At 54.8% G+C, this 13,981-nt stretch carries 12 protein-coding genes; all 12 read left to right on the top strand.

Going from position 1 to position 13,981, the window contains the following annotated elements; translation table 11 throughout:
• Positions 1-45 precede the first annotated feature (45 nt).
• The 12 genes from HZB62_13505 to ftsZ are packed head-to-tail and all read left to right on the top strand — an operon-like array spanning position 46 to position 13,903.
• Positions 46-1,413 carry a UDP-N-acetylmuramoyl-tripeptide--D-alanyl-D-alanine ligase gene (locus HZB62_13505; protein ID MBI5076167.1) on the top strand — a complete coding sequence of 456 codons (1,368 nt, stop codon included), beginning with the start codon at positions 46-48 and terminating at the stop codon, positions 1,411-1,413.
• Complete coding sequence (locus tag HZB62_13500) at positions 1,403-2,485, top strand: phospho-N-acetylmuramoyl-pentapeptide-transferase (protein MBI5076166.1); 1,083 nt, start codon at positions 1,403-1,405, stop codon at positions 2,483-2,485. The genes HZB62_13505 and HZB62_13500 overlap by 11 nt, the downstream gene beginning before the upstream one ends.
• Positions 2,486-2,487: 2 nt before the next feature.
• The gene (locus tag HZB62_13495; GenBank protein MBI5076165.1) at positions 2,488-3,654 is read left to right on the top strand and encodes a D-alanyl-D-alanine carboxypeptidase; all 1,167 of its coding nucleotides are present in this window, start codon (positions 2,488-2,490) and stop codon (positions 3,652-3,654) included.
• Positions 3,638-5,062: a UDP-N-acetylmuramoyl-L-alanine--D-glutamate ligase gene (gene murD, locus HZB62_13490; protein ID MBI5076164.1), complete on the top strand. Its 1,425-nt coding sequence runs from the start codon at positions 3,638-3,640 to the stop codon at positions 5,060-5,062. The genes HZB62_13495 and murD overlap by 17 nt, the downstream gene beginning before the upstream one ends.
• A complete protein-coding gene (ftsW, locus tag HZB62_13485) occupies positions 5,055-6,266 on the top strand; it encodes a putative lipid II flippase FtsW (GenBank protein ID MBI5076163.1) in 1,212 nt (403 codons plus the stop codon). The genes murD and ftsW overlap by 8 nt, the downstream gene beginning before the upstream one ends.
• Entirely contained in the window at positions 6,263-7,381 is a 1,119-nt protein-coding gene (gene murG, locus HZB62_13480) for an undecaprenyldiphospho-muramoylpentapeptide beta-N-acetylglucosaminyltransferase (GenBank protein MBI5076162.1), read from the top strand. The genes ftsW and murG overlap by 4 nt, the downstream gene beginning before the upstream one ends.
• A gap of 1 nt (position 7,382) precedes the next feature.
• Positions 7,383-8,771, top strand: coding sequence for a UDP-N-acetylmuramate--L-alanine ligase (locus HZB62_13475; GenBank protein MBI5076161.1), 1,389 nt, complete (start codon positions 7,383-7,385; stop codon positions 8,769-8,771).
• The gene (gene murB / locus HZB62_13470; GenBank protein MBI5076160.1) at positions 8,761-9,687 is read left to right on the top strand and encodes a UDP-N-acetylmuramate dehydrogenase; all 927 of its coding nucleotides are present in this window, start codon (positions 8,761-8,763) and stop codon (positions 9,685-9,687) included. Before HZB62_13475 ends, murB begins: the two co-directional genes overlap by 11 nt.
• Complete coding sequence (locus tag HZB62_13465; GenBank protein ID MBI5076159.1) at positions 9,687-10,637, top strand: D-alanine--D-alanine ligase; 951 nt, start codon at positions 9,687-9,689, stop codon at positions 10,635-10,637. Before murB ends, HZB62_13465 begins: the two co-directional genes overlap by 1 nt.
• Positions 10,637-11,443 carry an FtsQ-type POTRA domain-containing protein gene (locus tag HZB62_13460; GenBank protein ID MBI5076158.1) on the top strand — a complete coding sequence of 269 codons (807 nt, stop codon included), beginning with the start codon at positions 10,637-10,639 and terminating at the stop codon, positions 11,441-11,443. Before HZB62_13465 ends, HZB62_13460 begins: the two co-directional genes overlap by 1 nt.
• Entirely contained in the window at positions 11,440-12,702 is a 1,263-nt protein-coding gene (gene ftsA / locus HZB62_13455) for a cell division protein FtsA (protein MBI5076157.1), read from the top strand. Before HZB62_13460 ends, ftsA begins: the two co-directional genes overlap by 4 nt.
• Positions 12,695-13,903, top strand: coding sequence for a cell division protein FtsZ (gene ftsZ / locus HZB62_13450; protein ID MBI5076156.1), 1,209 nt, complete (start codon positions 12,695-12,697; stop codon positions 13,901-13,903). Before ftsA ends, ftsZ begins: the two co-directional genes overlap by 8 nt.
• Positions 13,904-13,981: the final 78 nt, after the last annotated feature.

The following is a 13,981-nucleotide window of genomic DNA, read 5'->3' as shown; positions in this document are numbered from 1 at the left end:
CTAAACGGTATTCGTGGTACGGGGGTGCGGACCACAAAATAATTCATGACAATCGTGACAACCGACGAAATAGTTCAGGCAACAGGGGGGAAAGTGCTCTGCGGCAAGCAGGAGGCATTCAGCGGTCTTTCCATTGATTCGCGCAATATTGGCAGCGGAGAGCTTTTCATTGCCCTGCGCGGTGAACGGTTCGACGGTCATGATTTTATCCGCGATGCGCTGCAGAACGGCAGCGGAGCCCTGGTGAGCATCCCGCCTGTTGAGCCGGGCAGGGATAAGACGATCATTTACGTGAAAAATACCCAGAAGGCGCTGCAGGACATTGCCCGCTTCCGGAGGCTGAAAAGGAACATTCCGGTCGTAAGCGTCACCGGAACGAACGGCAAGACAACGACCAAGGAGCTTATCGCATCCATCCTCTCCCAAAAGCACAAGGTTCTCAAGACCACCGGTAATTTCAACAATCATATCGGCCTTCCGCTCTGCGTGTCGAACATGCAGGGAGACGAGGCGTTCGCAGTTCTTGAGATGGGCTCGAATGCGCGCGGTGATATTCGGGAGCTCTGCGGGATCGTACAGCCTGACCTTGCGGTTGTCACGAACGTGGGACAGGCTCATCTCGAAGGATTCGGCAGCATCGAGGCTGTGCGTGACACTGACCTCGAGGTCCTTGACCATGTCGGGACCGTAGCGGTGAATTGCGATGACCGCTTCCTGATGCAGGGAATGACCGGTTTCACGGGCAAGGCCGTCACGTATGGCATAGACCATGCCGCTGATTTTTCTGCAACAGATATTGCCCTGGCTCAGCAGGGTTCGACCTTCACGCTCCATACGCCCAACAGCGGAGCGTTCAAAGTCAGCCTGAAGATATCAGGCAGATTCAATGTGCTGAATGCCCTGGCAGCTGCATCCATAGCCTGTGAGCTTGGTATCGGTCCTGAGGAGATCAGACAGGGGCTTGAGGCATTCACCGGGGTTCCGATGCGGCTTGAGATCAGGAGATATTCAGGAGCGCTGGTGATCAATGATGTGTATAATGCGAACCCTGCATCCATGGAAGAGGCACTGAAGGAACTGGTACGATTAAGAAAGGGCAGGACCATTGCTGTCCTTGGCGACATGCTGGAACTCGGCGCCTTCTCTGAAGATGCCCATAGAGGTCTTATGCAGAAGTTGAATGAACTTCATGTTGACCTGCTGATCGCGGTCGGGCCTGAGATGCAGAAGGTTTCAGCAATATTTTCCGGCGTCTGTCATCAGGCAGCAAGCTCTGATGAAGCGCGGTCCCTGCTTCTTGGCATGGTGAACGAGGGCGACACTATACTGATCAAGGGGTCCCGCGGCCTGCGCATGGAAAAGGTGCTTGCCGGCGAAGGGAAGCCTGCAGCGGAGGTGAGCAATGCTCTATAAGCTCCTCCTGGCGCTGCAGCCGTATTTCTCCCCCCTGAACGTATTCCGGTACATAACGTTCAGGACTGCGCTTGCGGTCCTCACTGCCATGCTTGTTTCGCTGCTCATTGGCCCGTGCATTATACGCTGGCTCAAGAGGATCAGCATAACCCAGCAGATCCGCGATGACGGTCCCCAGACGCATCTCAAGAAATCCGGCACACCCACCATGGGCGGAATCATCATTATTATTGCGATGCTCATTACGCTCTTTTGCTGGGGAGACCTGTCCAATAAATACATGTGGATCATGATCATCTCGTTGATCGGATACGGATCGATCGGCCTGCTCGATGATTACCTCAAGGTGATCAGGAAGAACCCGAAAGGCCTGCGCGCATGGTACAAGTTCGGTGCGCAGATCGGCATAGCGCTCGTTATCGGCCTGGTGCTCTATTCCAATCCTGATGACCCGTACCGCTCAGAGCTGATCGTGCCGTTCTTCAAGAAATGGTTCTTTGATATCGGCTGGTTCTATATCCCCTTTTCCGTGCTGGTGATCGTGGGATCGTCGAATGCCGTGAATCTTACGGACGGTATTGATGGTCTTGCGATCGGCCTGGTGGGCATTGCGGCCCTTGCAAACATGCTCCTGGTCTATATCTCCGGAAACGCGAAGTTTTCCCAGTATCTCGGTGTTTACTTCCTGACCGGCACAGGAGAGCTGACCGTGTTCTGCGGGGCCATGTTAGGCGCAGCGCTCGGCTTTCTCTGGTTCAATGCGTACCCTGCCGATGTCTTCATGGGCGATGTAGGGTCATTGAGCCTGGGGGGAGCCCTCGGCACGCTTGCGGTCATAACAAAGCATGAGATTGCTCTTGCGGTCGTCGGCGGGATCTTTGTGATCGAGACCTTTTCTGTCATAGCACAGGTTGCTTCGTTCAAACTGACCGGCAAGAGGATATTCAAAATGGCGCCGATCCATCACCATTTTGAGCTGATGGGATGGCCGGAATCCAAGGTGATCGTCCGGTTCTGGATCGTCGGAATAATGCTGGCGCTGCTCAGTCTTGCAACGCTGAAATTGAGGTGAATATGAAACAGTTATCAGTAATCAGTAATCAGTTATCAGTGAAGACCTTGATGATTGCCCTGGTCCTTTCACTCATTACTATTCACACATCACTGATTACGGCCTTTGGCGAGGATATCCAGGCGCGGGCGGCAGTGGTGATGGAAGCATCTACCGGAAGGGTGCTTTATGCCAAGAACCCGGAGCTGAGGCTGATGCCTGCAAGCACGACCAAGCTGATGACAGCGCTGATCGCGGTTGAAAAGGTGAACCTTAAGGATGTGGTGACCATCAGCCGCAATGCGGTCAATGTGGCTCCGACAAAATCAGGGTTCAAAGAGGGCGACAAGGTGACGGTTGAGACGCTCCTGTATGCAGCGCTCATGAAATCGGCGAACGATGCTGCCGTGGCCCTTGCCGAGGCAGCAGGCGGTACAGAGGAGCAGTTCGTGCAGCTAATGAACAGAAAGGCGATCGCCCTCGGCGCTACTGATACGAAGTTCATCAATCCCAACGGCCTGCCGGGCCACGGACAGTACACAACTGCCTATGATCTGTCCAAGATCATGCGCCAGGCGATCAAACACCCGGTGCTGAAGGAGATCCTCGGAACCCGTGCAGCCGAGCTCTCTACCGAGGCAGGCAAGACCGTTTTCGTAAAGAATACCAATAAGCTCCTCTGGTCAGATGACGAGCTCCTGGGCGGCAAGACCGGTTTTACCAACGCTGCCCGGCATTGTTTTGTCTGCGCCGGTGAGCGCGAGAACAATACGCTGATCGTAGCGCTCCTCGGCGCGCCGAGCAGGACCGAGCTCTGGAAGGAGACCGAGGACCTCATGGCCTTCGGCTCAAAGGTGATGAAAAATCAGGAAGAACCTGTCGTGTACCTTACCCGGTCTGACTATGACGATGCGATGCTGACGAAGGCAGCGTACACAAGAAAGGTTGGCGGAAAGGCAAGGATGGTGAAGGGCAAGCGCGTCATCGCGGCAAAGGCAGCTTCACCGGGTAAGAGCAAAATGGTCAAGGCAAAATACAAGGTCAAGGCTGAGGGAAAGAGCAAGGTCACGGCTAAGGCCAAGCTCAAGGCCAAGTCCAAGGCCAGGAAGAATACGAAGATGATGGTGAAAGCAAAGAAGGCAAAGAAGACGAATATGGCAAAAAAAGGACTGGATGGAATTAACGGGTAGACAGATCACCGTGGTAGGGCTGGCCAGGTCCGGAGCAGGCGCTGCGCGGCTGCTTGCCGACATGGGCGCAGTCGTGACGGTAACCGATAATAGGACAGCCGGGGAGCTTGCCGATATCGTCAGCACCCTTTCGGCCTCTGTCCGGCTCTGTCTCGGCAGCCATCCGGAGGAGATATTCTCAGATGCAGATCTGATCGTGGTGAGCCCGGGCGTGCCGCTCACGATCAAGCCTCTTGCAGATGCAAGGAAAAAAGGGAAGAGGATCATCGGAGAGCTTGAGCTGGCATACCAGATCATCGAGGGCCGGACGGCATATGAAAAGGCGATGCCGTTCCTTGCGATCACCGGCAGCAACGGGAAATCGACAACAACATCCCTGCTGAACCATATGATGAAAACAGCCGGCTTCAGGACCCTGTTCGGCGGCAACATCGGCAATGCACTTACGGAAGAGATCATGAAAATGGACAGAGAGCATGCAGAGCCTGACGCAGTGGTGGCCGAGATATCAAGCTTTCAGCTTGAGGCCATAGAGACGTTCAGGCCGCATATAGCAGCGATCCTGAATATCACGCCTGACCATCTTGACCGGTACCGTTCCATGAAAGAATATTGTGATGCAAAGGCGGCCATATTTCGAAACCAGCATGAGCCTGATATCCTGATCCTCAATGCTGACGATCCTGAGACCATGAAACTCTATGAGGCAAACCTCAGGGAGCGCGTCAGGGGCCCCCACGTGTATTTCTTCAGCAGGACGCGTGAAGTTGAGGGGCTTTATGAAAAAAGCGGCATGGTGGTCGTAAATCTGCCTCACCACGAGCAGGGAGCGGTGAATCTGGAGCTCATCAAAGCGCAGGAGATCCGCATCAAAGGAGTTCATAACCTGGAGAATGCCATGGCTGCTTCGGCCATGGCTCTCCTTGCAGGCTGTCCGGTCGAGGCGGTCAGGGAGTCTCTCAGGGCGTTCCCCGGTCTTGAACACCGGCTCGAACTGGTCAGAGAGCTTGACGGCGTGAAATATATCAACGACTCAAAAGGCACCAATGTCGGCGCAGTGATTAAATCGATCGAAAGCTTTTCCGAACCTCTTATCCTGATCGCCGGCGGCAGGGACAAGGCAGGCGACTTTGCAGCGCTCAGGGACCTTGCTGCCGAAAAGATCAAGGCAGTCGTACTGATCGGAGAGTCTGCCGGAAAGATAGCCGACGCATTGAATAGCGTCACCAGAACGTTCATGGCACGGGATCTGAAAGAAGCGGTGCAGATCTCCCGAACGCATGCAGATGAAGGCGATGTGGTGCTTCTGTCCCCTGCCTGCGCAAGCTTTGACATGTTCCGGGACTTTGAGGACAGGGGTGCTCAGTTCAAGACGATCGTCAAGGAGCTTGAGGCGATCCATGCATAGCCGCGCATCATCCATACAGACCCCGGTCGTCAGGTCTTACGACAAAATGATCTTCTTTGCGATGCTTGCCCTGATCATCTTCGGCAGCATTATGATCTACAGCTCAACCGGCGTTGTGGTACCTGCTGCGGAAAAGAAGAGCATAACAGAGTTCTATTATGTGAAGCGCCATGTGATCACCATGATAATGGGTACCATAGCGCTTCTTGTGGCGTACCGGTTCAACGCGGCACACCTTGAGAAGATAGCGGTCCCGCTGCTCATCTTCTCCGGCATCCTGCTTGTTCTGGTCTTTGTCCCTGGTATCAGCCTTAAGGCAGGAGGAGCGCGGCGTTGGCTCAGGCTCGGGATCATGACCTTTCAGCCTTCGGAACTGGTGAAACTTGCGATGGTCATCTTTCTGGCCAAATACCTCTCCGGCCCCGATTACGACGCCAACAATTTCAGGAGCTTTATAAAGCCGCTCGGCATTATGGCGCTCTTTCAGGCAGTATTCCTGAAACAGCCTGACTTTGGCGCGACCATGAGTCTCTTTATCCTGACGATGGCAATGCTTTTCATCTCCGGAACGAGGCTGCGGTATATTGCATCCCTGCTGCTGCTGGCAATCCCGGTCGTGATCAAGCTCGCCATGGAGCCGTACCGGCTGAAGAGGATCACCACCTTTCTCGATCCGACAAAGGACCCGCAGGGCAGCGGTTTCCAGCTTATCCAGTCATTCATCTCCCTCGGCAGCGGCGGCCTGACAGGTCTCGGTCTTGGCGAGTCAAAGCAGAAGCTCGCGTATCTGCCTGCGAAGCATACGGATTTTATTTTCTGCCTGGTGGGAGAGGAATTGGGCCTGCTTGGAGCAACCGCGGTGATAGCTCTTTTTGTGTTTCTCTTTGTGCGCGGTATTACGATCGCGAACCGGACAAAGGACAGGTTTCATTTCTTCCTTGCGTACGGCCTGACCATCATGATCGCCGTGCAGGCACTGGTCAATTTTGCGGTTGTTACCGGCATGGTGCCGACAAAAGGTCTTCCCTTGCCGTTCATGAGCTATGGCGGTTCAGCCCTTCTGGTGAACATGGTCGTTATCGGACTGCTGCTGCGTATCTCGCGAGGCGATGATCCGCGGCCAGGGCTGATCGGTGATAAGAATATCATTGCCCGAAAGGCTGCCAGGAGAAGTATCTACAGCAGTCAGGGGACGGTCAGATGAAGATCATGATAGCAGGCGGCGGCACCGGAGGCCACCTTTTCCCCGGACTTGCTCTGGCGGAAGAGTTCAAAAAGAGGGATGCGAATACAGAAGTGGCCTTTGTCGGAACAGAGCACGGCATAGAGGCAAAGATCATTCCCCGGGAAGGATATCCTCTGCATTTTTTGAGGGCAGAGGGCATAGTAGGCAAGTCGTTCATAAAAAGAATGACCGGCACGGCAAAGATGGCGCTCTCGTTCCTCGATGCGCGGAGGATCCTCACTGCCGTGTCACCTGACATCGTGATCGGCGTCGGCGGCTATGCTTCCGGTGCGGTGGTGCTGACAGCGAGCCTGAGATCGATCCCGACCCTGATCCATGAGCAGAACTCTGTGCCCGGCACAACGAACAGGATCCTCGGCAGATTTGTGGACAGGATATGCGTTACGTACCAGGAGAGCATGTCGGTCTTTCCGATCGGAAAGACCTTTCTTGCCGGCAACCCGGTCCGCATGAAGATCATGAAAGGCGAACGTGAATCTGCATGCAGGCTCTTCTCGCTTGACAGCGGGATGTTCACGGTCTTCATATTCGGCGGGAGCTCCGGCGCATCCTCGATCAACAGGACCATGGTCGACGCCCTGAACCACCTCGGCGAGCTGAAAGAAAAGATACAGTTCCTGCACCAGACCGGTGACAGGGATTATGAGCGTATCCGCGACGCATACCGCAAGACCGGCGCAAAGGGAACGGTCGCGCCGTTCATCTTTCAGATGGCAGAGGCATATGCTGCATCAGACATCGTCATCTCCCGTGCAGGAGCAACAACGCTCGCTGAACTGACCGGACTCGGAAAGCCTGCGATCCTTATTCCTTATCCTCACGCTGCAGGAAGGCATCAGGAGTTCAATGCCATGAAACTGAAGGAGATGGGTGCAGCAAAGGTCCTGTTCGAACAGGAGATGAACGGTCCGATGCTTGCAGAGGTTATCAGGGAAATGTTTGGGAACGCCGAAGGGCTTAAAGAGATGCAGCGGGCAAGCAGGGGACTCGGAAGACCTGACGCCTGCAGCAAGATCGTTGATCTGGCCATGGGCCTGCTCAAAAACCATGCGCCCAGGAAGAAAGGCAGCTGACATGTTCGAGAGATACCAGACCATACATTTTGTCGGCATAGGCGGCATCGGGATGTCAGGCATTGCCGAGGTGCTTGCGAATCTCGGGTATGAGGTAACCGGCTCGGACGTAAAGGAATCAGAGACAACAAAACGGCTCCAGGCAATGGGTATCAGGATCTCCATCGGTCACCGCGCCGAGAATATCGGCAATGCCCATGTGGTTGTCGTATCTTCGGCAGTCTCTTCTGACAACCCTGAAGTGCTGGCTGCAAAGGCCGGCACCATATCCGTGATCCCGCGCGCAGAGATGCTGGCAGAGCTTGCGCGTCTGAAATACAGCGTGCTTATTGCCGGTGCGCACGGCAAGACAACGACCACCTCGCTCATCTCGACCGTGCTGGGCCACGGCGGGTTTGACCCCACGATCATCATCGGCGGCAAGCTCAAAGGCATCGGCTCGAACGCACGCCTCGGCAGGGGCGAGTTCCTCATTGCAGAGGCTGACGAGAGCGACGGCTCGTTCCTCAAGCTCTCGCCCACGATCGCTGTTGTGACGAACATAGACAGGGAACATATGGATTTTTTCAAGGACATGAAGTGCCTGAAAGAGGCCTTTCTTGCCTTTATCAACAAGATACCTTTTTACGGAGCAGCCTTTGTCTGCGATGAGAATGAATATGTCAGAGAGCTTATTCCTTCGATTCACCGGAGGTTCCTCACCTATGGCATGTCCGAAACGTCCGACATCCGCGCATCGAATATCAGGCAGGGGTTCATGTCAACGACCTTTGACGTGACCGTTGATCATACTGACGTCGGCACGTTCACGCTGCCGATACCGGGCCAACATAATGTGCTGAACAGCCTGGCATGCATCGGCGTTGCCCTGGAGCTGAAGATGCACCCTGCAGCGATCAAAGAGGCGCTCAGCTCATTCAGCGGCATCCAGAGAAGGTTTGAGTTCAAGGGCGAGGCACGCGGCGTGAAGGTCTATGATGATTATGGCCATCATCCCACTGAGGTCCGGGCCACCCTAGCTGCAGCCAAAGAGAACATGAAACATCTGAGCAATGCAGGAAGACTTTTCGTGGTGTTCCAGCCGCATCGGTATACACGGACAGCAGACCTGATGGATGAGTTCGCCGGTTCCTTCCTCGGCATTGATGCCCTTGTCCTGCTCGACATCTACCCGGCAAGCGAAAAGCCGATCCCCGGGATAACCTCGGAACTGCTCGCAGAAAAGATGAAGCAGAAGGGACAGAAGAACATAGCGTGTTTCAGCGACAGGGAAGAAGCGATGAAACACCTGGCATCGCAGCTGAAGGCAGGCGATGTGCTGCTGACGCTCGGCGCAGGTGATGTCTTTAAGCTCGGTGAATCAATGGTGGAGAGGCTTCATGGTGATTAGCCAGGCAGAGTGGGAAAAGAACTTCAACGGCTACTTTCAGGGAGACGTTGCGTTTGGCGCGTCCATGAAAGAGCATACGAGCCTTGCTATCGGCGGACCGGCTGATGTGATCGTCAGCCCGGCTGATCCGGTATCGATGAAAAATATTGTGGTGCTCCTCGGCAGACAGAAGGTGCCTTTTCTCCCCCTGGGAGGCGGCACGAATATCCTGGTGAGAGATGCAGGCATTGACGGCGTTGTGATCAAGTTCAAGGCCTTTAACCGGATAGAGATCATCCATGAAACAGATGACCATGCAGAACTCTTTGTCGAGGCAGGTGTGCCTCTGCAGAGACTGGTGAACTTCTGCAGGGAAAAGGGCTATGCAGGCATGGAAGGGCTTATCGGCATACCCGGGATGGTGGGCGGCGCGGTCTGCGGCAATGCCGGATCGTATGGCTGCGAGATCAGAGACCTGCTGCTTTCTGTTGTGGTCCTGCGCGCTGACGGCAGACTTGAGCGGTTCAGGCCTGAGGACCTCGGCTTCGGGTACCGCACGTCGAACATCAGTGCTGACGACATCGTGCTGAGCGCAAACCTGAAGGTCAATAAGGACGATGCAGCCGCTGTTGCAGCGCGGACCGATGGATTTTTCCTGCAGAAGAAGACATCCCAGCCGATAGGGGAACGGTCTGCAGGCTGTGTGTTCAGGAACCCTGAAGGCATGTCAGCCGGACGGATGATCGATGAGGCAGGCTGTAAAGGCATGCGCAGCGGCGACATCGAAGTGAGCAGCATGCATGCGAACTTCTTTGTGAACCGCGGCGAAGGCAGGGCAGATGACTACCTGAGGCTTATGGATGAGGTTTCTGCGAAGGTGACGGATAGGTTCCATGTCACGCTGGAGCCTGAAATACGGGTGATGGGGAAGGGATGATGAAAGAAAAAGAGATGAAAAAAAGAAAGATCGGTGTTCTCCTTGGAGGCCTGTCAGCTGAGCGGGAAGTTTCGCTCAGGAGTGGAAAGGCCGTGTTCAGGGCACTGAAGTCTATCGGTTTTAACGCAGTTGCCATAGATGCAAAAGGCGACTTTTATGCAAAACTGAAGAAGCAGAAGATCGAACAGGTCTTCATTGCACTGCATGGCGGACACGGCGAGAACGGTGCAGTCCAGGGCATGCTCGAGATCATGAATATTCCCTATACGGGTTCAGGCGTGCTGGCATCATCCCTTGCCATGGACAAGGTTGCTTCAAAGAAGATCTTTCTCTATCACCATATACCGGTCCCCGCGTTTTCGATCATAGAGCGATCAGCTCTCAGCGATCAGCGCTCAGCAAAGAACGCCTCACGAATCACGAATCACGGATTACGCGGCAAGCTTGGCTTGCCGATTGTTGTAAAGCCGGCCACAGAAGGATCGAGCGTCGGGGTAGAGATCGTGAAGGATGCAAAGTCCTATCAGAAGGCGCTGAAAAAGGCCTTTGCATACGGTGATACCGTGCTGATCGAAAAGTATATCAGAGGCCAGGAAGTGCAGATCGCGATCCTTGATAACAAGGTCCTTGGCGGCGTAGAGGTGAGGCCCTCAGATGAGTTTTACAGTTATAAGGCAAAGTATACGGCAGGTCTGACGCAGTATATCTTCCCGCCCGAGCTTGACAGAACGACATACAAAAAGGCTGAGAAGGCTGCCCTGGCTGCTCATCAGGCGCTCGGCTGTTCCGGAGCAACGAGGGTGGACCTGATCATTGATAAACACCGTAACCCTTATGTGCTTGAAGTGAATACGATCCCGGGCATGACCGAGACAAGCCTGCTGCCGAAGATCGCGAAGAACGCAGGGCTTGAGTTCCCGGAACTGATCCGTCGGATATTGGGAGACTGATGAAGGCCGGAAGCAGCAAGAGCAACAACAGCAGGGTCAATGCATCCGCAAGGAAGAGCTCTCCGAACAGGCTCAGGCGGTCTGTCTCGGTATTTGCTAAGCTGAAAATGGTCCTTCTGGTCGGCATTCCCCTTATTGCAGTGGTCGGCGTCATATATCTTCTCGGTCATGCAGTGCCTTCTGCCTTCAAAATGAAGGCCGTGGAACTGGCCGGCAATGAGCACCTGACTGACGATGAGCTGAAGAGCATCGGCGGGCTCAGGGGAGACGAGAGCCTCCTGACCATGTCCAGCCGGAAGGTATATGAAAAATTGAAGGAGTCGCCCTGGATACAGACAGCATCCGTGCGCAAGGAATATCCGTCAAAGCTCCTGATCAGGATCAGGGAGACCGAGCCCTTTGCGCTGCTGGACATGAAGGGCAAGATGTTCATTGTGGATGACAGGGGGAGGATGCTCGAAGAATTGAAGGACAACTCTATACCGTTTCTTCCGGTGATCATGAGCGATCCTTACAACGAGAAAGAGGCATTCAGAGAGGCGGTCAATCTGGCCAAGGTGATCAAGAACATGGGTGTGCTGCATAAGAAGCAGCGTATCGAGATCATCGCCCATCAGCCCAATGAGGTGGCGGCGAACCTTGACGGTGTTCATGTGAAGGTCGGGGCAGGCGAGCATGAGGACAAGTTGACGCGGCTCAGCGAGATAGAGGCAGAGATCAGCAAACGGCATATCCCGGTTGCGTACATTGATCTCAGGTTCGCGAAAAAAGCGATCGTGAAACCGGTGAACGAGGTGATCAGATGAGCGGCAAGGTCTTCGCTGCGATCGACATAGGAACGACCAGCATATCGGTGCTTGCAGCAGAAGCAACGGAAAAAAGGGCGAGGGTGCTCGGCTCGTGCACAACAGCTTCCCGCGGGCTCAGAAAAGGTGTTGTGGTGAACATCGAGGAGGCTGTGCAGTCCATCCGCAATGCCATGCGCGAGGCAGAATCTGCAACAGGCAGAAAGATAGCATCTGCAGTCGTCGGCATTACCGGGCAGCATATCCAGGGGTTCCTGAGCACCGGGCTCATCGGTCTTCACGGCAGGGAGGTCACCGCTGCTGACAGGCTGCTTGCCATAGAATCTGCAAAGACCGTGTATATGCCGCTTGACCGCGAGGTGCTTCATGCGATCCCTGCAGAGTTCATGCTCGACGGGCAGCGCAACATCACTGATCCTGTCGGCATGTCAGGCGTGAGGCTTGAGTCAACCGTGCATATCATAACCGCCTATTCGCCTGCAGTGCAGAATCTCAAAAAGGCCTGCGAACAGGCAGGAGTTCAGGTCCTCGATATGGTGTTCGGGCCAACCGCAGCAGCAGGGGCAGTGCTCACGCATGACGAAATCGAACAGGGAGTTCTCCTTATCGACATCGGCGGCGGCACAACAGACATTGCTTTTTTCAGGGATGGGGCAATGGTGCATGCTTCGGTCCTCGGCATCGGGGGGCTGCATATTACGAACGATCTTGCCGTTGGCCTGCAGGTGAGCGTGGCAGAAGCTGAGAGGGTCAAGAAGGCAGCGGGTCTTGCCTCTGTCCGTGCGCTTGCTGCAGAAGAGGCCATAGAAATAACCGGGCAGGACGGGCAGGTGCAGAAGATAAGCAGAGAAATGCTTGCTGCTATTATTCAGCCCAGATGCGAAGAACTGTTCGAGAAGGTCAGGGAAGAACTCGTAATGTTCGGCGCAGGGGACGCTGTCTGCACCGCAGTCCTGATCGGCGGAACAGCGCTTCTCGGCAGCATCACAGACCTTGCAGCATCTGTCCTTGCCATGCCGGCACGCGTCGGGCTTCCCCAGGGAGTCGTTGGCATGAAGAACAGTATGAGGACCCCGTCATATGCCGCGGTTGCCGGCCTTGTGGCGTATGCGGCCCGGAAAGAAGAAGAGGCCGCACCGCATATCAACAGGGTAGCCGGCGTGATGACACGGGTCGCGGAGAAGATGAAGAACAGTAGCGGATACAAGGATTTCCTTGAAATATTTCAAAAGAAGAAAAAGGGGGTATCGTATGTTTGAGATCGAAGAGGTAAGAGGCCAGAACGCCAAGATCAAGGTGGTGGGTGTGGGAGGCGCCGGCGGCAATGCCATCAATAACATGATCGCATCGCATATGCACGGTGTCGAGTTCATTGCGGTCAACACTGACCTGCAGGTTCTTGAATCATCCCTTGCGTCGGTCAAGGTGCAGATCGGCAAGCAGTCAACCAAGGGCCTGGGTGCAGGTTCGAATCCGGAGATCGGCAGGCAGGCAGCGATCGAGGACCGGGCTGCCATCATGGAGATGCTTGACGGCTGCGACATGGTCTTCATCACCGCAGGCATGGGCGGAGGCACCGGCACCGGGGCTGCCCCGGTCATTGCAAGCATCGCAAAGGAGATCGGCGCCCTGACCGTCGCCATCCTGACCAAACCGTTTTTTTATGAAGGCAAGAGAAGAAAAGAGAATGCTGAAGAAGGCATCAGGGACCTTGCAAACTGCGTGGACACCATGATCGTGATCCCCAACGACAAGATAAGCCTTGTCGTGGAAAAGGGCACCCCCATGCTCAAGGCATTTTCCATTGCCAATGACGTGCTGAGGCATGCAGTGCAGGGCATCTCGGACATCATCCTCGTGCCCGGCCTGATCAATGTGGACTTTGCCGATGTAAAGACCGTCATGGAGAGCATGGGCCGCGCTGTCATGGGCTCAGGCACTGCTAAAGGCGAGGGCGGAGCTTTTGAGGCTGCCAAGAAGGCCATCTCCAATCCGCTCCTGGAGCATTCGTCCATCGAGGGCGCAAAAGGCATTCTGATCAATATTACCGGCGGACTTGAACTTTCGCACGACGGCATCCAGGCGGCCGCATCATTCATATATGACAATGCACACGAAGATGCCGTAGTGATCCTGGGTGCGGTCATCGATCCTGATATGAACGACGAGGTCCGGGTAACGGTCATCGCAACCGGTTTTGATGAAAGAAAGCAGAAGGTGGAACTGCCGGAGATCCAAAAATGGGCTCCAAGGGAAGAAGTAAAGGAGATCAAACCGATCGTAAGCAGGGCTGTCTGTGAACCCGTTTCCCTGAAGGCATCTGATCGGGTCCTGGCGAAAAGCCTGAATTACAGTCTTGAGCCTGCCATGCCGCGCGACATCTTTGCCTATGAGGAAGAGATGGACCTGCCGGCATTTCTCAGAAGGCCAGGCCAGCAGATACAGCAAAAAGGATTATAAGGGCTTCCTCAACAAAGAGGAGCTTCCACCCCCCTGGGAGCTCCTCCCCCCCCTCTTGAGCAATTATTGATGCAAAGC

It is taken from the genome of Nitrospirota bacterium, from assembly GCA_016214855.1.
Classification (GTDB): Bacteria; Nitrospirota; Thermodesulfovibrionia; order Thermodesulfovibrionales; family UBA6898; genus UBA6898.
Note: the sequence above shows the minus strand (reverse complement) of the source record. Positions and strands in the feature narration are given on the sequence as shown.

Excerpts from the sequence above, each read along its gene's own strand:
- HZB62_13500 (MBI5076166.1), top strand. The coding sequence starts at position 1,403 with ATGCTCTATAAGCTCCTCCTGGCGCTGCAGCCGTATTTCTCCCCCCTG.
- ftsA (MBI5076157.1), top strand. The coding sequence starts at position 11,440 with ATGAGCGGCAAGGTCTTCGCTGCGATCGACATAGGAACGACCAGCATA.
- ftsW (MBI5076163.1), top strand. The coding sequence starts at position 5,055 with ATGCATAGCCGCGCATCATCCATACAGACCCCGGTCGTCAGGTCTTAC.
- murB (MBI5076160.1), top strand. The coding sequence starts at position 8,761 with ATGGTGATTAGCCAGGCAGAGTGGGAAAAGAACTTCAACGGCTACTTT.
- HZB62_13475 (MBI5076161.1), top strand. The coding sequence starts at position 7,383 with ATGTTCGAGAGATACCAGACCATACATTTTGTCGGCATAGGCGGCATC.
- HZB62_13495 (MBI5076165.1), top strand. The coding sequence starts at position 2,488 with ATGAAACAGTTATCAGTAATCAGTAATCAGTTATCAGTGAAGACCTTG.
- HZB62_13465 (MBI5076159.1), top strand. The coding sequence starts at position 9,687 with ATGAAAGAAAAAGAGATGAAAAAAAGAAAGATCGGTGTTCTCCTTGGA.
- HZB62_13505 (MBI5076167.1), top strand. The coding sequence starts at position 46 with ATGACAATCGTGACAACCGACGAAATAGTTCAGGCAACAGGGGGGAAA.
- murD (MBI5076164.1), top strand. The coding sequence starts at position 3,638 with ATGGAATTAACGGGTAGACAGATCACCGTGGTAGGGCTGGCCAGGTCC.
- murG (MBI5076162.1), top strand. The coding sequence starts at position 6,263 with ATGAAGATCATGATAGCAGGCGGCGGCACCGGAGGCCACCTTTTCCCC.
- HZB62_13460 (MBI5076158.1), top strand. The coding sequence starts at position 10,637 with ATGAAGGCCGGAAGCAGCAAGAGCAACAACAGCAGGGTCAATGCATCC.
- ftsZ (MBI5076156.1), top strand. The coding sequence starts at position 12,695 with ATGTTTGAGATCGAAGAGGTAAGAGGCCAGAACGCCAAGATCAAGGTG.